The organism is Sphingomonas ginkgonis (genome assembly GCF_003970925.1).
Taxonomy (GTDB): domain Bacteria; phylum Pseudomonadota; class Alphaproteobacteria; order Sphingomonadales; family Sphingomonadaceae; genus Sphingomicrobium; species Sphingomicrobium ginkgonis.
This window is the reverse complement of sequence record NZ_RWJF01000001.1, coordinates 2067730-2087135: the sequence shown is the minus strand read 5'-3', so window position 1 is coordinate 2087135 and position 19406 is coordinate 2067730. Positions and strand designations below refer to the sequence as shown.

Below are 19406 nucleotides of genomic sequence, written 5' to 3'. Positions count from 1 at the left end.
ACACTCGAGGGGTCCTTATGGCCGGTCGTCGAATCGCTGCCTTGTTGCTGTCGAGCCTGGTCCTGAGCGGGTGCGTGTCGACCCGCCAGGTCGCCGACCTGCAATTCTCGCCGCCGCAGGGCGACTACCGGCTGCTGGTGCTTCGCCCCGATGTCGAGGTCGGCTCGGTCGGGGTCGGCGGCGTGACCCAGCCGCGCGCCGACTGGACCGACCAGGCCCGCGCCAACCTCGTCGCGGCGCTGCGCGCGCAGCAGGCCGGACGGGGCGGGACGATGCTGGTGGCCGAGCGCCGCAGTGGCGTGCCCGGGGTCAGCGCCGACGAGGTGGCGGACGTCGAGCGGCTTCAGAACGCCGTCACCATCTCGGTCGCGCTGCACCGCTACCTCGGCTACCCGCTGCCGACCAAGCGCCATCGCGGGCTGGATTACACGCTCGGCGACGAGGCGGTTCAGTTCGGGCGCAAGACGGGCTTCGACTATGCGCTGTTCCTCCATGCCGAGGACAGTTTCGCCGACAACAAGCGGGTCGCGCTTCAGGTGCTCGGGATCGCCGGCTGCTTCGTCGGTTTCTGCGCCCCCAATGGCGGCGGTGGCGGGCAGCTTGCCTACGCCAGCCTGGTCGACCTCAGGACCGGCAAGATGGTGTGGTTCAACGTGCTGACTGCCGGCAGCCAGGTGGCGGGCACCAAGATGGGGGACATCCGCTCGCCCGACGGCGCCACGCAGATGGTCGAGCGGCTGATGGGTCGAATGAAGCCGGGCAAGGCGGTCCGCGCGGCGGAGCGCAGCCGGTGAGCATGTCCCGGCGCGCGCTGCTGGGCGGGCTGGGAGCGGCGGCGGTCGGCGCGGGGACGAGCGCCCCGGCGCGGATCCCGCCGTCCTCGCTCCACCCGCTGATCGGCCGCGGCTACCGCCCGACCGAGACCGACGAGATCGGGCTGTGGCAGCAGCTCGGGCGGGTCGAGGAGGAGGTCGCCGGGTCCAACCTGCTGATCCGCGACCCCGGGCTCAACGCCTATCTCAAGGAGCTGATCGGCAAGGTCGGCGGCCCGGCCGCCAGGGACATGCGGATCTACCTGGTGCATGTGGCGGACTTCAACGCCGCCATGTTCCCGACCGGCTTCGCGATCGTCTTCTCCGGCCTGCTGCTGCGGATGCGCGACGAGGCGCAGCTCGCCGGGGTGATCGCGCACGAAAGCTCGCATTTTCTCCTCCGCCACCAGATCCGCCAGTGGCGCGACCTCAAGCGCAAGAGCGACATCTTCTCGGTGCTGGCGATGGCGGCGGGGGTCGCGGGCGGCGCGGCCGGGATCTACACCGGCAACATGACCCAGCTGGCGCAGCTGGCGACGGTGCTCAGCCTGTTCCGATACAGCCGCCAGCTCGAGGCCGAGGCCGATGCGCTGGGGCTCAAGCTCATCGCCGAGGCGGGCTATTCGCCGATGGCCATGTCGGACACCTGGCTGCAGCTGATCGGCGAGATCGAGGCCAGCGCGGCGCAGCGGCGCAAGCGGCCGGACCGCGGCTATTCAATCTTCGCCACCCACCCGGCTCCGGCCGACCGGATGATCGACCTCAAGCTGTCCGCCGCCGAGCTGACCGTCCCGGGAAAGCGCTACGACAGCGGGCGCGAGCGCTACCTGCGCGAAATCGCGGCGATCCGGCCGATGCTGCTCGACGACCAGGTGCGGCTCAACGATCCGGGCGCCAGCCTTTACGTCATCGACGCGCTGGCGAGAGACGGGTGGAACGGGCTGCTGCGCTACTATGAGGGCGAGGTCCTGCGGCTGCAGGGCGGGCCGTTGCGCACCGATCGCGCCGCGCTCAGCTACGCGGCGGCGGTCGCCTATCCCGACGCGCCGGCGGATGCGTGGCGCTGGCACGGGACGATGGAGCTCAAGGCGGGCCGGCCGGCCGCGGGACGCGCGGCGCTGCAGCGCTATCTCGCCATGACCCCGGCGGCACCGGAAGCGCCGTTCGTCCGCCAGATGATCGCCACTGCGGGAGGAGAGATGTGAAGCGCGTACCGGCATTTGCCGCTCTGGCCTTGCTGCTCGCGGGCTGTGCGGGGCAGGAACTCGGACCCGGCTATGCGCTGGTCCGGCAGGGGCGGACGGTGGCGGTCGCCAATGGGTCGATGCTGGTCACCGCGCCGCACGAGTGGAACCGCTCGCAGCGCAGCATCCTCGACATCCGCTGGGTTGAGGACTGGACGCTCAACGGGCCCTATCTCGACGGGATCAGCTTCGTCGCCGGGCTTCCCGACGGCAAGACGATCGTCCGCCAGAGCAAGCGCGACGACCGGCAGGTGCCCCGCTTCCGGGCGACCATGACCGCGCCGGAGATCGCCTCGCTGCTGGAGACCGCCTACCGGGCGCGGGGCGGGTCGGTCGAATATCGCACCCTGGCGCTGGCGCCGCGGGCGTTCGCCGGAGCGCCCGGCTTCCAGCTCGACTTCGAGCATCTCGACGGCGACGAGCTTTGGCGCAAGGGCCGGGCGGTGGGGGCGGTGGTCGGCGGGCGCCTCTACATGGTGGTGCTGGATGGCGCCCGCTCGCACTATTTCGCCGCGGCGATGCCCGACTTCGAAGCGATGGTGGAGTCGGCCCGGATCCGCTGACCGGCGATCGGGTCGGGGTCCGGCGGCCCGTCCGGCTCGCCGGGAAGGTCCGGCGGCTGGTCGGGCTCGGGTTCGGGCGGCTGACTGGCCATCAGGCGGTCGGCGAGATGGGCGTGGTCGGGGGCGCGGTGCCGGGCGTCGAGGGCGAGGGCACGTCGATGTCGGGGCCGCCCGGCGGGTTCTCGGCCGGGGCCGGGCTGGGGCCGCCGGGCAGCGAGGGCTCGGGCGTATATTCGGGCTGGCCGGGCTGCTGGTCGGGGAAGGGGGGAAGCTGCTGCACGCGAAATCTCCTTTGCCTCCAAGAACGAACGCCGCCGCCGTGGGTTGCCCGCCTCCACGAGACTGGTATAGGGCGCGCCTTCGAGCGTCCGCGCGGGCGTGGCGGAATTGGTAGACGCAGCAGGTTTAGGTCCTGCCATCGCAAGATGTGGGGGTTCGAGTCCCTTCGCCCGCACCACCTTTCACGCATCGCGCACGCCGGATTGGTGCGACTTATTTAGGGCTTTGCCGCAGACATGAAGACCGTCGAGACGGAGAATGAGGGCCTCAAGCGGGCCTACACGCTGACCATCGGGGCCGACGAGATCGATGCCCGGGTCGATCAGGAGATCAAGCGCCTGGCGCCGCAGGTGCGGATGCCCGGCTTCCGTCCCGGCAAGGTGCCGCCGAACCTCATCCGCAAGATGCACGGCGACGCGATCCAGGCCGACGCGCTGAACAGCGCCGTCCAGCAGAGCGTCCAGCAGCTGATGACCGAGCAGAACATCCGCCCGGCGATGCAGCCGGAAGTGGAGCTCGGCGAGGGCTACGAGCCGGGCAAGGACGCCGAGGTCAAGGTCAAGCTCGAGACGCTGCCGACCATCGAGGCGCCCAAGATCGACGGGCTGAAGCTCGAGCGGCTGAGCGCCGAGCTCGACGAGTCCGAGGTCGACCAGAAGATCGCCGAGCTGGCCGGCTCGCAGAAGCGCTGGGAAGACGCGGCCGAGGGCCATGCCGCGGCCACCGGCGATCAGGTCGTCATCGACTTCGTCGGCAAGACCGGCGACGTCGCCTTCGAGGGCGGCACCGGGACCGACATGCCGGTCGAGATCGGCAGCGGATCGCTGATCCCGGGCTTCGAGGACCAGCTGGTCGGCGCCAAGGTCGGCGACGAGCGCCAGCTCAACGTGACCTTCCCGGACGACTACCCGGCCGAGAACCTCAAGGGCAAGCCGGCGACCTTCGACGTCACGGTGAAGGCGGTGAAGACCGCCGGCGAGATGCAGATCGACGAGGACTTCGCCAAGTCGCTCGGCCTCCAGTCGCTCGACCAGCTCAAGGGCCTGCTCCGCGACCAGGCGCAGCAGGAGCTGAACGGCCTCACCCGCACCCACATGAAGCGCAAGCTGCTCGACCAGCTCGCCGAGAGCCACGACTTCGCGGTTCCCCCCTCGATGGTCGACGCCGAGTATCAGAACATCATGGCCCAGCTCCGCCACGAGGCGAGCCATGACGCCGATCCCGACGCGACCCTGAAGGAGATCGAGGCCGAGGCCGACGATTACCGCAAGATCGCCGAGCGGCGGGTCCGCCTCGGGCTGCTGCTGAGCGAGATCGGCCAGGCCAACGGGGTGGAGATCAGCAGCCAGGAGATGAACCGGCTGATCGCGCAGGCGGCGTCGCAATACCCGCCGGCCGACCGCGACCGCTTCATCCAGTATGTCCAGCAGGAGCCGATGGCCGCCGCCCAGCTGCGCGCGCCGCTCTACGAGGACAAGGTCGTCGACTTCCTCTTCTCCAAGGCCGACGTGACCGACCGGACCGTCAGCCGCTCGGAGATCGAGGCGGACCTCGAGAGCGAGGAAGGCCATGTCCATGGCCCGGGCTGCGGGCACGACCATCACGACCATGACCACGCCCCCGCCAAGCCGGCGAAGAAGGCCAAGGCCAAGAAGGCCGAGCCTGCCGCTGGCGGCGACGAGGCCTCGGTGAGCGAGGCGGCTCCGGCCGCCGAGGCGACCCCCGCGGTCGAGGCCAAGCCGGCCAAGGCCGCGAAGCCGAAGGCGGCCAAGCCGGTCAAGGGCGCGGTCGAGGCCGAGCCGGCGACTCCGCAGCCGCAGGGCGAGCCGGACAAGGACGGCGCCGCCGCCAAGCCCGCCGCCAAGAAGAAGGCCGCCCCGAAGAAGCCCGCTTGATCTCGTTCCTCCCCGGCCATAGCCGGGGAGGACTGAGCTGAAGCAGGGGGCGGGCGATGATCGAACAGCAACCACGGGTCGCGGTCCTGCTCCCCTGCTACAACGAGGAAGCGGCGATCGCGCAGACGGTCGCCGGCTTCCGCGCCGCGCTGCCGGGCGCAACCGTCTATGTCTACGACAACAACAGCCGCGACCGGACGGTCGAGCTGGCGCGCGCCGCCGGGGCAGTGGTCCGGACCGAGCGGCAGCAGGGCAAGGGCCACGTCGTCCGCCGGATGTTCGCCGACATCGACGCCGAGGTCTATGTCATGGCCGACGGCGACCTCACCTATGATCCCGCTGCCGCCCCGCTGATGGTCGAGCAGCTGCTCGCCGAGCAGCTCGACATGGTGGTCGGCACCCGCCGGCACGAGGCGGCGGAAGCGTATCGCGGCGGCCATGTGCTCGGCAACCGCGTCTTTACCGGTCTGCTCGCCGGCCTGTTCGGGCGCAGCTTCACCGACATCTTCAGCGGCTATCGCGCCTTCTCGCGCCGCTTCGTGAAGAGCTTCCCCGTCCTGTCCTCCGGCTTCGAGATCGAGACCGAGATCAGCGTCCACGCGCTCGAGCTGCGGATGCCGGTCGGCGAGGTGACAACCAGCTACGCCGCGCGGCCGGAAGGCTCGCACAGCAAGCTGTCGACCTATCGCGACGGCTGGCGGATTCTCACCACCATCGGCACCCTCTACCGGGTCGAGCGGCCGACCCTCTTCTACGGGACGCTGGGCGCGATCCTCGTCCTGCTGGCGCTGCTGCTCGCCGAGCCGCTGATCGTCACCTACGCCAGCACCGGGCTGGTCCCGCGCTTCCCGACCGCAATTCTCGTCACCGGGATGGTGATCGTCGCCGTGCTCTGCTTCTTCGCCGGGCTGATCCTCGACACCGTGACCCGCGGACGCCGCGAGGTCCGCCGGCTGGCCTATCTGGCGCAGCCCGCGCCGCAGCCGACTGTAACGTTGCCGCAACAGCTTTCCGCAGAATCCTCCCGTTCCCGCATCTCCCGCTGACGCTCCAGTAACATTGGCGTAAGTTGCGCTGGCGCCGCCCCGCGTGGCGTCAACGACAGGGGGAATGGATGATTAGCCGGTTTGACCGCTTCCGCGCGACCAGCGGAGTGCTTGCGCTTGCCACCATGCTCGCCGCCGCGCCCGCGGCTGCGCAGAGCAACCTGCCGCCGCCGACCGCGGCCGGCAATCAGTCGACCACGGCCGACCCGACCGGCGAGATCGTCGTCACCGGCTCGCGCATCCGCCGCGATCCGCTCGCACAGGACGCTCCGATCACCTTCGTCGACCAGCAGGACATCGCGCGGACCGGCCTCAACTCGATCACCGACGTCCTCCAGCGGCTGCCGAGCAGCGGCGGCGGCCTCAACGGCAAGTTCAACAACAGCGGCAACTTCGGCAACCCGCCCGACGGCGGCGGCGTCGGCGCCGGCGCGGCCGAGATCGACCTCCGCTACCTGGGCTCCAAGCGCACCCTGGTGCTGGTCGACGGGCTGCGCTTCGTCAACGGCGCCTCGGCCTCCGGCGTGCCCGGCTCGGTCGATCTCAACGCCATTCCCGAGAGCATGATCGAGCGGGTCGAGGTGTTGCAGGGCGGCGCGTCGGCGATCTACGGCTCGGACGCGATCGCGGGCGTGGTGAACATCATCACCAAGAGCCGCCAGAAGGGCCTGATCGCCAGCGCCCAGGTCGGCGAGTATCAGCAGGGCGACGGGACCAGCCAGAACTACCAGATCAGCTGGGGCAACGGCGGCAACGGGCCGACACAGATCGTCATCGGCGGCAATTATGTGAAGCAGGGCTCGATCAGCTCGGGCGACCGCGACATCTCGCTGTTCCCGGAACCGGGCGCGACCAGCTGCCTCGCCGGCGGCTGCTCCTCGGGCACCCCGCTCGGCCGCTTCATCGTCCTCGGCCAGAACCTGACCCTGCGCGGGCCCGTCATCGGGCGCCGGCCGGTCTACAATCCGGCCAATCCGACCGATCCGGCGAGCGACTTTAAGGCGTTCACCACCGCCGACCGGTTCAACTTCGCGCCCTACAACCTCATCCAGATCCCGCTCGAGCGCTATGGCGCCTTCGCCAACCTCAAGCAGGAGTTCGGACCGGATCTCAACTTCTCGGCCAAGCTGCTGTGGAACCGTCGTAATTCGGCCAACCAGGCGGCGCCGCTCCCGCTCTTCGTGGGGCCGGACGCCGGCAACGGCAACCTGCTCGACCGCATCTCCATCTCGGCCACCAATCCCTACAACCCGTTCGGCGTGACGCTCCAGTCGGGCGTGACGCTGGGCGGCGTGGCGAACGGCACGACCCCCAACTACAGCTTCATCGGCCGTCGCCTGATCGAGAACGGGCCGCGCCGCTACGAGCAGCGGGTCGACACGACCTACGGCACCGCGACCCTCGACGGGAAGTTCGCCGCCTTCAACCATGACTGGTTCTGGGACGTGAACGGGCTCTACGGGCGCAACAAGGCGCGCCAGACGGTCCACGGCAACGTCAACGCGGCCAATCTGGCCCAGGCGCTCGGACCGATCGGCGCCTGCACCGGCGCCTGCGTGCCGTTCAACATCTTCGGGGGTGTCGGCTCGATCACCCAGCAGATGCTGGACTTCGTGGCCTTTACCCAGCGCGACCGCTCGCGCCAGTCGCTGTGGGGCGCCAGCGCGAACCTCACCGGCGGGCTGTTCGAGCTGCCGGGCGGACCGCTCAGCCTCGCGGTGGGCGCCGAGTATCGCAAGTATCGCGGCCGCTTCGACCCCGACGCGACCGTCGCCGCCGGGCTCGGTTCCGACATCCCGGCGCTGCCGACCCGCGGCAGCTACGACGTCAAGGAAGCCTATGCGGAGCTCAGCGCCCCGCTGCTCAAGGGCGTTCCCTTCGCCGACCTGCTCGAGCTCGGCGGCGCGGTTCGCTTCTCGGACTATTCGACGTCGGGCTCGACCACGACCTTCAAGGGTGACGTCAACTGGAAGCCGGTCCGCGACCTTCGCTTCCGCGCCAACTATGCCGAGGGTTTCCGCGCTCCAACCATCGGCGAGCTGTTCGGCACGCCGTCGCGCTTCGACCAGGAGTTGACCGATCCCTGCTCGGGCACGCCGACCGGAAGCACCCTCGCCAACTGCCGCGCTCAGGGCGTTCCGGCCGGCTACGTCCAGAACAACCCGCAGATCTCGGTGATCACCGGCGGCAACCAGGGGCTCAAGCCGGAAACCTCGAAGAGCTGGGGGGTCGGCGGCGTGTACAGCCCGAGCTGGCTCGCCCGCACCAGCCTCGAGGTCAACTACTACAATGTGAAGGTGAAGGGCGCGATCCAGGCAATCGACGCCAACACGACGCTCCAGCAGTGCGTCATCGGCAATGATCCGGTCGCCTGCGCGCTCATCACCCGCACCGCGTCCGGTCAGATCGCCAACATCCAGGGTCTCCTGCAGAATATCGCGGGGCTGAAGACCGACGGTCTCGACGTCAACTTCACCTATCGCAGCGCTCCGGGGCCGCTCGGCAGCTTCGGCGTCACGCTCAACAACAACTTCCTGTTCAAGTATCGCGTGTCGGTGCCGGCGCTTGGCGGCTCTACCACGATCAAGCGCGAAGGGACCGAGCAGGGCTCGCCCGACCAGGCCTTCCCGAAGTGGAAGGGGATCGGTATCCTCGACTGGAACCTCAAGGGCTTCGGCGCCTCGCTGACCGGCCGCTACATCCGCCACGTCACCGAATCGCAGAACGGCAACCGCCTCGGCGACCGCTTCTACACCGACGCCCAACTCCGCTGGGAACCCGAGGCGTTCGGCCAGCAGTTCGGGTTTGCGTTCGGGGTCAACAATCTGTTCGACAAGGACCCGCCGGGCTGCATCAGCTGCGGCCTCAACAACTATGATCCGACCACCTACGACATTCCCGGCCGCTACTTCTATCTTCGCGCGACCGTGAAAATGTTCTGAGCTGACAGCAGCTTGTCTTGGAAAGGGGCGGTCGGGCCTGCCGGCCGCCCCTTTTCGCCGGCTTGAACCTTGGCGCGACCCGTCCGATGTAGGGTTGGCAACGACCCACCAGAGGACGCGAACAACTCCATGGAATATCCCGACATCGTCTCGCAGCTCGTTCCGATCGTCATCGAGCAGTCGAACCGCGGCGAGCGCAGCTTCGACATCTATTCGCGCCTGCTGCGGGAACGGATTATCTTCGTCACCGGGCCGATCGAGGACCACATGGCCTCGCTGATCACCGCCCAGCTGCTCTTCCTCGAGTCCGAGAACCCGAAGAAGGACATCTTCATGTACATCAACTCGCCGGGCGGCGTCGTGACGGCCGGTCTCGCGATCCACGACACGATGCAGTACATCCGTCCCCGGGTCGGGACGGTGTGCATCGGCCAGGCGGCGTCGATGGGCAGCTTTCTCCTCTCCGCCGGCGAGCCGGGGATGCGGGTCGCGCTGACCAACAGCCGGATCATGATCCACCAGCCGTCGGGCGGCGCGCAGGGCATGGCGGCCGACATCGAGATCCAGGCGCGCGAGATCCTGCGGATGCGCAGCCGGCTGAACGCGCTCTATGCCAAGTACACCGGCAAGCCGATCGAGGAGATCGAGGCGGCGATGGACCGCGACAAGTTCCTCGAGGCCGACGAGGCCAAGGAGTTCGGGTTGATCGACGAGGTGTTCGACAAGCGGCCGGACGCCGGCGAGGACGGCGAGACCCGCGCCGGGGACGTCACCCCGGCCTGACGCGATTGCCTTGAACTCGGCGGAGAGGCTTGAACTCTCCGCCGAGCCTGTCATGGAACCGTCACAAAGCCGCCGCTAGAGCGGCGGGAAAGGGGACGGGACCATTCGCCAGATTGCCGCCTTGCCGTACCGCACCCGCGGAAGCGCGATCAGCGCGCCGGTGAGCGTGCTGCTGGTCACCTCGCGCGAGACGAAGCGCTGGGTCATTCCCAAGGGCAACCCCGAGGCGGGCATGACCCCGCATCTCGCCGCCGCGCTGGAGGCGGAGGAGGAGGCGGGGGTGCGCGGAGCGGTCTGCCCGGTCCCGCTCGGCTCCTATCGCTACCGCAAGCGCCGCAAGACCGGCGCCTCGCTCATGTTCGATGTGGACGTTTTTCCGTTAGCGGTGCAGCAGGAGCTCCCCGAATGGAAAGAAGATTCGCAGCGGGAGCGGCGCTGGTTTTCGCTCGATGAGGCCGCCAAGGCGGTCGAGGAGAGCGATCTCGCCGACCTCATCCGCTCCTTCGGAGCCAGTGAATTCAACCGCGCGGCACGGCGCAAGACGATGCTGTCCGCCATCTCCGACAAGACAAGGGTTACCTCGATGTTCGCCTGGTTTCAGCGACTGCTCCCCAGCCAGGGCAATTTCTTCGATTTGTTCGAAGCGCATGCAGTGGCGGTGGTCGCGGCAGCCAACGCGATCGGGCGCGCCTTCGAGGGCGGCTCGGCGCTCGCCGAGAACATCCGCGAGATCGACGAGCGCGAAGGGGAGGCGGACGACGTCATCAGGGAGGTGCTGACCACCGTGCGCCGTACCTTCCTGACCCCGTTCGATCGTGGCGCGATCACCTCGCTGATCGGGTCGATGGACAACGCGATCGACGAGATGCAGTCGGCGGCGCGGGCGATCGACATCTACGAGGTCGGCCAGTTCGAGCCCGGGATGCGCGATATCGCCGGGATCATCGTCGACGCCGCGCGGTTGACTGCCGAGGCAATGCCGCTTCTGCGGGATGTCGGGCGCAACGGCGCCCGGCTGCACGAGTTGACCGGCCGCCTGGTCCGAATGGAGAGCCATGCCGACGAGGTTCATGCCGCTGGCCTGAAGCGCGCCTTCCAGGATTATGCCAAGAGCGACAGCGTCCGCTTCATGGTCTGCCGCGAGATCTACAAGCATCTCGAGCGGATCGTCGACGCGTTCGAGGACGTTGCGAACGAGATCGACGGCCTCGTCATCGATCACGCCTGAGCCGCCCGGCCGTGCACGAACTTGCCCTCCCACTGCTGGTCGCCCTCGTCGTGGTGGCGCTGGCGTTCGACTTCCTCAACGGACTGCACGACGCCGCCAACTCAATCGCAACGGTCGTCGCGACCCGGCTTCTGAGCCCAGTCAAAGCGGTCGCTTTCGCTGCCTTCTTCAACTTCGCGGCCTATTTCCTGACGCTGCAATTTCCGCAGCTGCACAAGGTCGCCGATACGATCGGCAAGGGGTTGATCGACAAGGATATGGTGACTCCCGCGGCCGTCTTCGCGGCGCTGGTCGGGGCAATGTTCTGGAACGTGGTGACTTGGCTCAAGGGGATACCAAGTTCATCCAGCCATGCGCTGGTCGGTGGGATCATCGGCGCGGGCGTCGCCGCGGCGGGGCTTGGTACGATCCAGTGGAACGGGGTCACTAAGACGCTGCTGTTCATCCCGCTTGCCCCGTTGATCGGCATGGCCATCTCGATGGCAATTATGCTGCTGACCAGCTGGCTTGCTCGCACGGCGTCCAATCGCGGAGCAGAGCGAAGCTTCCGTTTGCTCCATCTCGTCTCCTCGGCCGCCTACTCGCTCGGCCACGGCCTCAACGATGCCCAGAAGACGATGGGAATCATCACTGTTCTCCTGTACTCGACCGGCTGGCTTCATGGCGCCTTTGCGGTGCCGCACTGGGTGGCGATCAGCTGCTACACGGCGATGGGACTGGGAACGATGACCGGCGGCTGGAAGATCATCGAGACGATGGGCAGCCGCATCACCAAGCTCGACCAGCACCAAGGTTTTGCGGCGTCGACTGGCGGCTCGGTCCTGCTGTTCGGCGCGAGCTGGTTCGGGATTCCGGTGTCCACCACCCATACGATTACCGGTTCGATCATCGGCGCCGGAGTCGCCCGGCGCGCGTCCGCCGTGCGTTGGGGCGTCGCGCGCAACGTGGTGCTCGCTTGGCTGATCACCATTCCTGCCTCGGCCAGCGTCGCCGCCCTTTTCTTTCTCGCCACTCGGCTATTCACCCGCTGATCCAGGGGCTTACGAGGGCGTCGCCCTTGTTGTCCGTTGGCGATCTCTCCATATTCGAGCGGAAGGCACCGAACCGGAACGCGGGCGTTAAGCTCTTACTGAGGTTGAATGTGCCACAAGAGCGGCTAGCATGCCGTGCATCGGGGGGTGCGTGCGCCCTCCTCGACTAAGGATCAATATGACTAAGCTTTCTGGCGGCGACAGCAAGAGCACCCTCTACTGCAGCTTCTGCGGCAAGTCGCAGCATGAGGTTCGCAAGCTCATTGCCGGGCCGACCGTGTTCATTTGTGACGAGTGTGTCGAGCTGTGTAACGACATCATCCGCGAGGAATCGAAGTCGGCGCTGGTCAAGACCCGCGACGGCGTTCCGACTCCGGCGGAGATCTGCAAGGTTCTTGATGACTATGTGATCGGCCAGAGCCGCGCCAAACGGGTTCTCTCGGTCGCCGTCCACAACCACTACAAGCGGCTCAATCACGGCGCTAAGACTGGCGCCGAGGTCGAGCTAGCCAAGTCTAACATCCTGCTCATCGGTCCGACCGGTTGCGGCAAGACGCTGCTGGCGCAGACGCTGGCGCGGATCCTCGACGTGCCCTTCACCATGGCCGATGCCACAACCCTCACTGAGGCGGGCTATGTCGGCGAGGATGTCGAGAACATCATCCTCAAGCTGCTCCAGGCCAGCGACTACAATGTCGAGAAGGCGCAGCGGGGAATCGTCTACATCGACGAAATCGATAAAATCAGCCGTAAATCGGATAACCCCTCCATCACCCGCGACGTGTCGGGCGAGGGCGTTCAGCAGGCGTTGCTGAAGCTGATGGAGGGCACCACCGCCTCGGTCCCGCCGCAAGGTGGTCGCAAGCATCCGCAGCAGGAGTTCCTGCAGGTCGACACGACCAACATCCTGTTCATCTGCGGCGGCGCCTTCGCCGGGCTCGACAAGATCATTGCCGACCGCCTGCAGGGCAAGTCGATCGGGTTCGGCGCGCATGTCGCGGCACCCGAGGAGCGGCGTACCGGCGAAGTGCTCAAGAATTGCGAACCCGAGGACCTGCTGAAGTTCGGCCTGATCCCCGAGTTCATCGGCCGTCTTCCGGTCATTGCCACGCTCGAGGACCTCGACGAGACCGCGCTGGTCAAAATCCTGGTCGAGCCGAAGAACGCCCTGGTCAAGCAGTACCAGAAGCTGTTCGACATGGAGGAAGTCGAACTCGACTTCACCGACGATGCGCTTCACTCGGTCGCGCGTAAGGCGATCGAGCGGAAAACCGGCGCGCGTGGATTGCGCTCGATCCTTGAGGGCATCCTGCTCGACACGATGTTCGACCTGCCGTCGATGGATGGGGTAGACGAAGTCCATGTCGACCGCGACGTGGTCGAGGGACGCAAGGACCCGGTGCGGGTCTATGCCAAGAAGGAAAAGACCGGCGACGCTGCCTGAGCGCGCGCTGAAGAATGACGGTAGGGGCGGGTCCGCAAGGGCTCGCCCTTCTTCATGACAGCAGGGGGGCGGGGCGACGATGGATCACTGGCTAATAGGCAGCATGACGCAGGTCGGGGTCCGGACATGAACGTAGAGCCTCCCGCCGACCTGCAACGGCGCCCCTCGTGGCTGGCCGTACTACCCGACCTGCTGTTCCGGCCCGAGCGGCCGGTCCGCTATATCGCGGTCGCGTGGGCGCTGAGCTTCGCGGGCAGCATGCTGCTATCATTCCTCGTGCACGCAGTTTCGCCCGATCTCGCCGGGCCGGATTTCGGCAAGCAGCCTGCGGCCATCCTCATGTTCCTGGTGGTCATCCTGTCGCCCTTGATCGAGACGCTGATGATGGCGGCGTTCATCCTGCTGCTGCTGCGACTGGTCGCTCCGGCGACAGCGGTCGTCGCCAGCGCCGTGGCATGGGGCGCCTTCCACTCCTCCTTCGCACCGGCGTGGGGTTTGGTGATCTGGTGGCCTTTCCTGATCTTTTCGATCGCGTTCGTCACCTGGCGCGAGCGCGGCTTCTGGGTCGCGGTAGGGCTGGTCGCGTTGACCCATGGGCTGCAGAATCTTCTACCCGCAGCGCTGGCGCTGACCGGTCACTGAGCCGGGTCGGGCGCGCCCAGCTTCTTTGCGATGCGGGCGACTTCCTCGTCCCTGGGCGGCTCCGGCATCCCTTCGCCCGGTGCCAGTGCCTCGTCGGGGATGCCGGGGCCGGTGCCGGCAATTGTCTCGTTGATCGGGCTCTCGTTGGGGCCCGTGCTGATCTTCTCACGCTCGTCCATGACAGCTCTCCTGCCGGGTGAGCGAGCGTGGCCGGGCGATTGTTCCCGAGAATTGATAAGCGCCGGGCGTCGGCCCATATGAGGCGCAACACGGCTCGGCGGAGCCGCGAACGGAGATGAAGTTGGCCAATTATCCCATCCTGCCGCTGCGCGACATCGTCGTCTTTCCGCAGCGGATCGTTCCCCTGTTCGTCGGGCGAGAGAAGAGCGTCGCGGCGCTCGAGGCAGCGATGGCCTCCAACCGGGAAATCTTCCTGGTCGCACAGCTTGATCCGAGCGAGGACGATCCCGACCGGGACGCGCTGTACGACCTTGGCGTGATTGCGACGGCCATGCAGCTGCTGAAGCTGCCCGACGGGACCGTCCGTGTGCTAGTGGAAGGGGCTCGTCGTGCCCGCCTCGTCTCGCTTGAGCAGGGCGAAGGCCACATGGTGGCCGAAGTCGAGGAGGTGCCGGAGGAGGAGGTCGACGGACCCGAGATCCAAGCGCTGATGCGGTCGGTGGTCGACCAATTCGAAAATTATGCCAAGCTCAACAAGCGGCTTCCGCCCGAGACCAGTGTCCAGCTGAGCGAGATCGACAGCCCGTCGATCCTCGCCGATGCGGTCGCCTCCAACCTGTCGATCAAGGTCAGCGACAAGCAGGCGCTGCTCGGCGAACTCAATCCATCGCGTCGGCTCGAAATGGTGTTCGCCTTCATGGAAGGCGAGCTCGGCGTCCTTCAGGTCGAAAAGAAGATCCGCAGCCGGGTCAAGCGACAGATGGAGAAGACCCAGCGCGAATATTACCTCAATGAGCAGCTGAAGGCGATCCAGCGCGAGCTAGGCAATGACGACGGGGAGGGCGGCGACGAGCTGCAGGAACTGGCGGCCCGAATCCGCAAGACGCGCCTCAGCAAGGAAGCCCGCAATCGTGCGAACGCCGAGTTGAAGAAGCTCAAGGCGATGGCGCCGATGAGCGCCGAGGCGACGGTCGCGCGCAATTATCTCGACGTGCTGCTCGGCCTACCATGGGGCAAGAAGTCCAAGCTTAAGAAGGACATCGCCGAGGCGCAGGCGGTGCTCGACGAGGATCATTACGGGCTGGAGAAGGTCAAGGACCGGATCGTCGAGTATCTGGCGGTACAGGCCCGGACCAACCGGCTGAAGGGTCCGATTCTCTGTCTTGTCGGGCCGCCGGGCGTCGGCAAGACGTCGCTGGGTCGTTCGATCGCTCGGGCCACGGGCCGCGAGTTCGTTCGTCAGTCGCTTGGCGGCGTGCGCGACGAGGCGGAGATCCGCGGGCATCGCCGCACCTACATCGGCTCGCTTCCGGGCAAGATCGTGTCCAACCTCAAGAAGGCTGGGACCAACAATCCGCTGTTCCTGCTGGACGAAATCGACAAGCTCGGCCAGGATTTCCGCGGCGATCCGGCTTCGGCGCTGCTGGAGGTGCTCGACCCCGAGCAGAACAGCAAGTTCCAGGACCATTATCTGGAGCTGGATTACGACCTTTCGGACATCATGTTCGTCACGACCGCCAACTCGCTCGACATGCCGCAGCCCTTACTGGACCGGATGGAGATCATCCGGCTCGAGGGCTACACCGAGGACGAGAAGGTCGAGATCAGCCGCCGCCATCTCATCCCCAAGCAGATGGAGGCCCATGGGCTGAAGGGCGAGGAGCTTGAGTTTAGCGACGAGGGGCTGCGCTCGGTCATTAGACACTACACCCGCGAGGCCGGCGTTCGGACGCTCGAGCGCGAACTCGCCAAGGTTGCGCGCAAGTCGCTCCGCCAGATCCTCGAGGGCAAGACCGACAAGGTGGTACTCACCGGCGAGAATGTCGGCGAGTTCCTCGGCGTCCGCCGCTTCCGCTTCGGCGTCAGCGAGGAGGAAGACCAGATCGGCGCGGTGACCGGCCTGGCTTGGACCGAAGTGGGCGGCGAGCTGCTGACGATCGAGGCGGTGACCGTCCTCGGCAAGGGACAGATCCGCACGACCGGCAAGCTCGGCGAGGTGATGACGGAATCGATCCAGACCGCGATGAGCTTCGTCAAGGCGCGCGCACCGGCCTATGGCGTGAAGCCCTCGGTATTCGCGCGCAAGGACATCCACGTCCATCTTCCCGAGGGCGCTACGCCGAAGGATGGCCCGAGCGCCGGCATCGGGATGGTGACGGCGATGATCTCGACCCTCACCGGTGTTCCGGTTCGGCGCGACGTTGCGATGACCGGCGAGGTGACGCTGCGTGGGCGGGTGCTGCCGATCGGCGGCCTCAAGGAAAAGCTGCTGGCGGCGCTTCGCGGCGGCATTACCACTGTGCTCATTCCGGCCGAGAACGAGAAGGATCTCGACGAGCTTCCGAGGAGCGTCAAGGACGGTCTCAAGATCATCCCGGTCGCCCATGTCGACGAGGTCCTGTCGATCGCGCTGACCCAGAAGCTCGAGCCGATCGAATGGAGCGACGCCGACGAGCATGCGACCGAGCCCGTGCCCGGTCCCGGCTCGGGGCAGGTCTCGCCCACGGTTCGTCACTGACCTCTTGTTTTCGGTTCGGCTCATCGCTTTAAGCGGACCCGAAAGGCGTGCCGGTGAGTCTTCTGGGACGCGCGTGGAGGTTAGGCATGAACAAGCAGGAATTGATTTCGGTCGTGGCGGATCGTGCCGGCCTGAGCCGTGGCGACGCGTCACGAGCGGTTGAGACCATGCTTGATGTCGTGACTTTGACCCTGAAGCGAGGCGACGAGGTTCGTCTCGTCGGGTTCGGCAATTTTTCGGTTACCCGCCGCAAGGCGAGCACCGGGCGCAATCCGCGGACTGGCGAGCCGATGGCGATCAAGGCGAGCTCGACCCCCAAATTTCGTCCGGGCAAGATCCTCAAGGACGCCGTCCAGTAGGCTGGACATGCTGCCGTGCCTTGCGTAGAGGCGCGGCTCGATCGCGGGCATGGGCGCGTAGCTCAGTGGTAGAGCACACCCTTCACACGGGTGGGGTCGTAGGTTCAATCCCTACCGCGCCCACCATGCTCCGCTGACAACCGATCCGGTAAGCTCCGTTGCACTCGGCTGTCGTGGGACAGCCTGCGCGGCGGCGAGCGCCAGCCGCACAAGTGCCTACTGCAGGTAAGCCGGCTGGAAGCTAGCGATCCGCCTGATCTCCTGCCAGTCGCGGAAGATAATCTCGCGGCCGTCGCGGGTGATTAGACCCTGTCGTTCGAGATCGGCGAAGACCCGATTGACGTTGACCGAGGTCTGGCCAGTGATGTCGGCGATCTGCTGCTGCGTGAACGGATTGTAGAGCCGGTCGGCAGCGGGTCGGTCCGGCGTCCGCTCGGCAGTCTCGCACAGGAGATGCGCGACACGAGCAGTGGAATCGCGCCGACCGCAATTGACCAGCCATTCGTAGCTGATCGCCGCATGCAGCTGGGTGAGCCGCATGAAGAAGCGCGCGAGTTCGAGATTATTGTCGATGATGGCGTTGAGGTCCTCGGCGCGGCCGACCATTACTTCGCTGCGCACGATAGCCTGCAGCCCATAGTCGGCGGCCCCTTCGCGCGGGAGGATACCGTCGCCGCTGAACCGAAGAGCAACGATCTGGCGGCGGCCCGCGCCGTCCGTCTTGAACTTGGACAGGATGCCCGACCGGACGAAAAACACCTCGTCCCGTGCGACGCCCGGATCGCGGAACGGACGACGCGGGTCCACCTGGACGACGCGGTGCGGCATTGCCTCCAGCATGTCCGCAATCTGCGGATCCAGGCCTGCTTCAATCAACCTCGGTCCAAGCTCGGTTGGCCCGACATTCATTCGCCTTCCCATTGATACTCCTCCCCCCGGCACATCGTCTGCCAGGTCAAGGGGCTACGCGGCACTCCCACGGAAGGCGATGCAGCGATGCTCGACATCGCTGCCCTCCGTTGGTCCTCCAGTGCCACGCGACCGTCACGCAGGTCGCGATTCGGTGTCGAATGCACCCCTAACACAAGCAGATCACAAAATCCTGTTTGCGACGCATTTTGCCAACCTCGTTATAGTACCGTACGGCCCGCTTGCGGGGAAATACGGGCGGAAAATACTCCGGACCGGGTCCTGCTTGCCAAGGGAAGCGGCGGATCCTAAGGAGCGCGCGTCCCGCCGCGATACCCTCGCGCGGGATCATGGCGATCGTAGCTCAGCTGGTTAGAGCATCGGTTTGTGGTACCGAGGGTCGCGGGTTCAAGTCCCGTCGATCGCCCCATTTTTCTCCTTCTTGATAGCCGGAACCGCATGACCAGCCTGTGGGCGTTGCCCGACTTCGATGCGCACGAGGACGTGCACTTCTTCACCGACGAGAAGACCGGCCTCAAGGCCATCATCGCGATCCACTCCACCCACCTTGGTCCGGCCGGCGGCGGGTGCCGCTTCTGGCACTATGGCGACGAGGCGGAGGCGCTCACCGACGCGCTGCGGCTGTCGCGCGGGATGAGCTACAAGAATGCGATGGCAGGGCTTCGCATGGGCGGCGGCAAGGGCGTGATCCTTGCCCCGACCGACCGCGACAAGCCGGCCGAGCTGATGGCGGCATTCGGTCGGGCGGTGAACAGCTTGGGCGGTCGCTACGTCACCGCCGAGGATGTCGGGATCAACGTCACCGACATGACTGAGGTCAGCCGTCAGACCAAGTTCGTGTCCGGGCTTCCGGTCGCCACCGGCGCGGTCGGCGGCGACCCGGGCCCGCACACCAGCTTGGGCGTGTTCCTCGGGGTCAAGGCCGCAGTGAAGCGCGCGCTCGGCAAGGAGAGTCTCGATGGCATCCGGCTTGCCATCCAGGGCGCGGGCAGCGTTGCGAGCGGGCTCGCGATGCACGCGGCCGCGGAAGGTGCCCGCATCAGCATTGCCGACGTCGACGCGGCCAAGGCATCCAAGCTCGCCGAGCAGGTCGGCGGGTCGGTGATCGATCCGGCCGACATTCTCTTCCTCGACTCCGACGTGGTGAGCCCCAATGCGCTTGGTGCGGTGCTGACTGAGGAGAGCATCGCCCGACTGAAGGCTCCGATCGTCGCTGGAGGCGCCAATAATCAGCTCGCCACGGGCGAGGACGGCCAGCGGATCCACGAACGCGGGATCCTCTACGCTCCCGACTATGTCATCAATGCCGGGGGCATCATCAACGTCGCCACCGAGTATCTGCAGGACGGCGGGCAGGACGAAGTCCGCGAGAAGATTGCGGGCATTCCGGTCCGGCTTGAGCAGATCTGGGCGGAGAGCCAATCGAGCGGGACCAATCCGGCGGCGGTCGCGGACCTCATGGCCCAACGTCTGATTGGCCGCGCCTAGGGGCTTTCCCATGGTGCTCCGG

Annotated in this window: 17 protein-coding genes and 3 tRNA genes; 17 read left to right on the top strand and 3 right to left on the bottom strand. The window is 66.7% G+C overall.

Annotation, left to right across the window (positions count from 1 at the left end):
- The first annotated feature begins 17 nt into the window (after positions 1–17).
- From HMF7854_RS10220 to HMF7854_RS10210, 3 genes are read left to right on the top strand one after another with little or no spacing between them, the layout of a single operon-like run.
- A complete protein-coding gene (locus HMF7854_RS10220) occupies positions 18–794 on the top strand; it encodes a hypothetical protein (RefSeq protein WP_126719002.1) in 777 nt (258 codons plus the stop codon).
- Between the two features lie 2 nt (positions 795–796).
- On the top strand, positions 797–2017 hold the full coding sequence (locus tag HMF7854_RS10215) for a M48 family metallopeptidase (protein WP_239017035.1): 1221 nt from the start codon (positions 797–799) through the stop codon (positions 2015–2017).
- Positions 2014–2619, top strand: a complete 606-nt coding sequence (locus tag HMF7854_RS10210; RefSeq protein WP_126719000.1) for a hypothetical protein — start codon at positions 2014–2016, stop codon at positions 2617–2619. Before HMF7854_RS10215 ends, HMF7854_RS10210 begins: the two co-directional genes overlap by 4 nt.
- A 91-nt stretch (positions 2620–2710) precedes the next feature.
- Here the strand turns inward: HMF7854_RS10210 and HMF7854_RS10205 are convergent, their stop codons facing one another.
- A complete protein-coding gene (locus HMF7854_RS10205) occupies positions 2711–2899 on the bottom strand; it encodes a hypothetical protein (RefSeq protein WP_126718999.1) in 189 nt (62 codons plus the stop codon).
- Positions 2900–2991: 92 nt separating this feature from the next.
- Between HMF7854_RS10205 and HMF7854_RS10200 the strand changes: the two genes are divergently transcribed.
- The 9 genes from HMF7854_RS10200 to HMF7854_RS10160 all read left to right on the top strand — a co-directional run bounded on the left by HMF7854_RS10200 (position 2992) and on the right by HMF7854_RS10160 (position 13909).
- Positions 2992–3076 (top strand) — tRNA-Leu (locus HMF7854_RS10200).
- A 58-nt stretch (positions 3077–3134) separates the two neighbouring features.
- Positions 3135–4793 carry a trigger factor gene (tig, locus tag HMF7854_RS10195; protein WP_126718998.1) on the top strand — a complete coding sequence of 553 codons (1659 nt, stop codon included), beginning with the start codon at positions 3135–3137 and terminating at the stop codon, positions 4791–4793.
- Between the two features lie 56 nt (positions 4794–4849).
- Complete coding sequence (locus HMF7854_RS10190; protein ID WP_126718997.1) at positions 4850–5839, top strand: glycosyltransferase; 990 nt, start codon at positions 4850–4852, stop codon at positions 5837–5839.
- A gap of 68 nt (positions 5840–5907) precedes the next feature.
- Positions 5908–8781, top strand: a complete 2874-nt coding sequence (locus tag HMF7854_RS10185) for a TonB-dependent receptor domain-containing protein (RefSeq protein ID WP_126718996.1) — start codon at positions 5908–5910, stop codon at positions 8779–8781.
- A gap of 129 nt (positions 8782–8910) precedes the next feature.
- Positions 8911–9564, top strand: coding sequence for an ATP-dependent Clp endopeptidase proteolytic subunit ClpP (gene clpP, locus HMF7854_RS10180; protein ID WP_126718995.1), 654 nt, complete (start codon positions 8911–8913; stop codon positions 9562–9564).
- A gap of 121 nt (positions 9565–9685) precedes the next feature.
- Positions 9686–10792: a DUF47 family protein gene (locus HMF7854_RS10175; RefSeq protein ID WP_239016929.1), complete on the top strand. Its 1107-nt coding sequence runs from the start codon at positions 9686–9688 to the stop codon at positions 10790–10792.
- An 11-nt stretch (positions 10793–10803) separates the two neighbouring features.
- A complete protein-coding gene (locus HMF7854_RS10170; protein ID WP_126718994.1) occupies positions 10804–11823 on the top strand; it encodes an inorganic phosphate transporter in 1020 nt (339 codons plus the stop codon).
- 178 nt (positions 11824–12001) lie between these two features.
- Positions 12002–13267 carry an ATP-dependent Clp protease ATP-binding subunit ClpX gene (gene clpX, locus HMF7854_RS10165; RefSeq protein ID WP_126718993.1) on the top strand — a complete coding sequence of 422 codons (1266 nt, stop codon included), beginning with the start codon at positions 12002–12004 and terminating at the stop codon, positions 13265–13267.
- A gap of 126 nt (positions 13268–13393) precedes the next feature.
- On the top strand, positions 13394–13909 hold the full coding sequence (locus HMF7854_RS10160; RefSeq protein WP_126718992.1) for a hypothetical protein: 516 nt from the start codon (positions 13394–13396) through the stop codon (positions 13907–13909).
- Here HMF7854_RS10160 and HMF7854_RS10155 read toward each other — a convergent pair.
- The gene (locus tag HMF7854_RS10155; RefSeq protein WP_126718991.1) at positions 13903–14088 is read right to left on the bottom strand and encodes a hypothetical protein; all 186 of its coding nucleotides are present in this window, start codon (positions 14086–14088) and stop codon (positions 13903–13905) included. The genes HMF7854_RS10160 and HMF7854_RS10155 overlap by 7 nt on opposite strands.
- A 116-nt stretch (positions 14089–14204) precedes the next feature.
- Here HMF7854_RS10155 and lon point away from each other — a divergent pair, with 116 nt between their 5' ends.
- The 3 genes from lon to HMF7854_RS10140 all read left to right on the top strand — a co-directional run bounded on the left by lon (position 14205) and on the right by HMF7854_RS10140 (position 17092).
- A complete protein-coding gene (gene lon, locus HMF7854_RS10150) occupies positions 14205–16607 on the top strand; it encodes an endopeptidase La (protein ID WP_126718990.1) in 2403 nt (800 codons plus the stop codon).
- Positions 16608–16693: 86 nt separating this feature from the next.
- On the top strand, positions 16694–16966 hold the full coding sequence (locus tag HMF7854_RS10145; RefSeq protein ID WP_126718989.1) for an HU family DNA-binding protein: 273 nt from the start codon (positions 16694–16696) through the stop codon (positions 16964–16966).
- Positions 16967–17017: 51 nt separating this feature from the next.
- Positions 17018–17092 (top strand) — tRNA-Val (locus HMF7854_RS10140).
- 90 nt (positions 17093–17182) lie between these two features.
- Here the strand turns inward: HMF7854_RS10140 and HMF7854_RS10135 are convergent.
- On the bottom strand, positions 17183–17806 hold the full coding sequence (locus tag HMF7854_RS10135) for a Crp/Fnr family transcriptional regulator (protein ID WP_185829241.1): 624 nt from the start codon (positions 17804–17806) through the stop codon (positions 17183–17185).
- A gap of 422 nt (positions 17807–18228) precedes the next feature.
- On the opposite strand from HMF7854_RS10135, the gene HMF7854_RS10130 reads away from it, so the two are divergent.
- Positions 18229–18305: transfer RNA gene (locus tag HMF7854_RS10130), tRNA-His, on the top strand.
- A gap of 29 nt (positions 18306–18334) precedes the next feature.
- Positions 18335–19384, top strand: coding sequence for a Glu/Leu/Phe/Val family dehydrogenase (locus HMF7854_RS10125; protein WP_126718987.1), 1050 nt, complete (start codon positions 18335–18337; stop codon positions 19382–19384).
- Positions 19385–19406 lie beyond the last annotated feature (22 nt).

Bases quoted from the DNA above. Each gene is read 5' to 3' on its own strand.
- HMF7854_RS10220 (WP_126719002.1), top strand. From the start codon at position 18: ATGGCCGGTCGTCGAATCGCTGCCTTGTTGCTGTCGAGCCTGGTCCTG.
- HMF7854_RS10215 (WP_239017035.1), top strand. From the start codon at position 797: ATGTCCCGGCGCGCGCTGCTGGGCGGGCTGGGAGCGGCGGCGGTCGGC.
- tig (WP_126718998.1), top strand. From the start codon at position 3,135: ATGAAGACCGTCGAGACGGAGAATGAGGGCCTCAAGCGGGCCTACACG.
- HMF7854_RS10190 (WP_126718997.1), top strand. From the start codon at position 4,850: ATGATCGAACAGCAACCACGGGTCGCGGTCCTGCTCCCCTGCTACAAC.
- HMF7854_RS10185 (WP_126718996.1), top strand. From the start codon at position 5,908: ATGATTAGCCGGTTTGACCGCTTCCGCGCGACCAGCGGAGTGCTTGCG.
- clpP (WP_126718995.1), top strand. From the start codon at position 8,911: ATGGAATATCCCGACATCGTCTCGCAGCTCGTTCCGATCGTCATCGAG.
- clpX (WP_126718993.1), top strand. From the start codon at position 12,002: ATGACTAAGCTTTCTGGCGGCGACAGCAAGAGCACCCTCTACTGCAGC.
- HMF7854_RS10160 (WP_126718992.1), top strand. From the start codon at position 13,394: ATGAACGTAGAGCCTCCCGCCGACCTGCAACGGCGCCCCTCGTGGCTG.
- HMF7854_RS10155 (WP_126718991.1), bottom strand. From the start codon at position 14,088: ATGGACGAGCGTGAGAAGATCAGCACGGGCCCCAACGAGAGCCCGATC.
- lon (WP_126718990.1), top strand. From the start codon at position 14,205: ATGAAGTTGGCCAATTATCCCATCCTGCCGCTGCGCGACATCGTCGTC.
- HMF7854_RS10145 (WP_126718989.1), top strand. From the start codon at position 16,694: ATGAACAAGCAGGAATTGATTTCGGTCGTGGCGGATCGTGCCGGCCTG.
- HMF7854_RS10135 (WP_185829241.1), bottom strand. From the start codon at position 17,806: ATGCTGGAGGCAATGCCGCACCGCGTCGTCCAGGTGGACCCGCGTCGT.
- HMF7854_RS10125 (WP_126718987.1), top strand. From the start codon at position 18,335: ATGACCAGCCTGTGGGCGTTGCCCGACTTCGATGCGCACGAGGACGTG.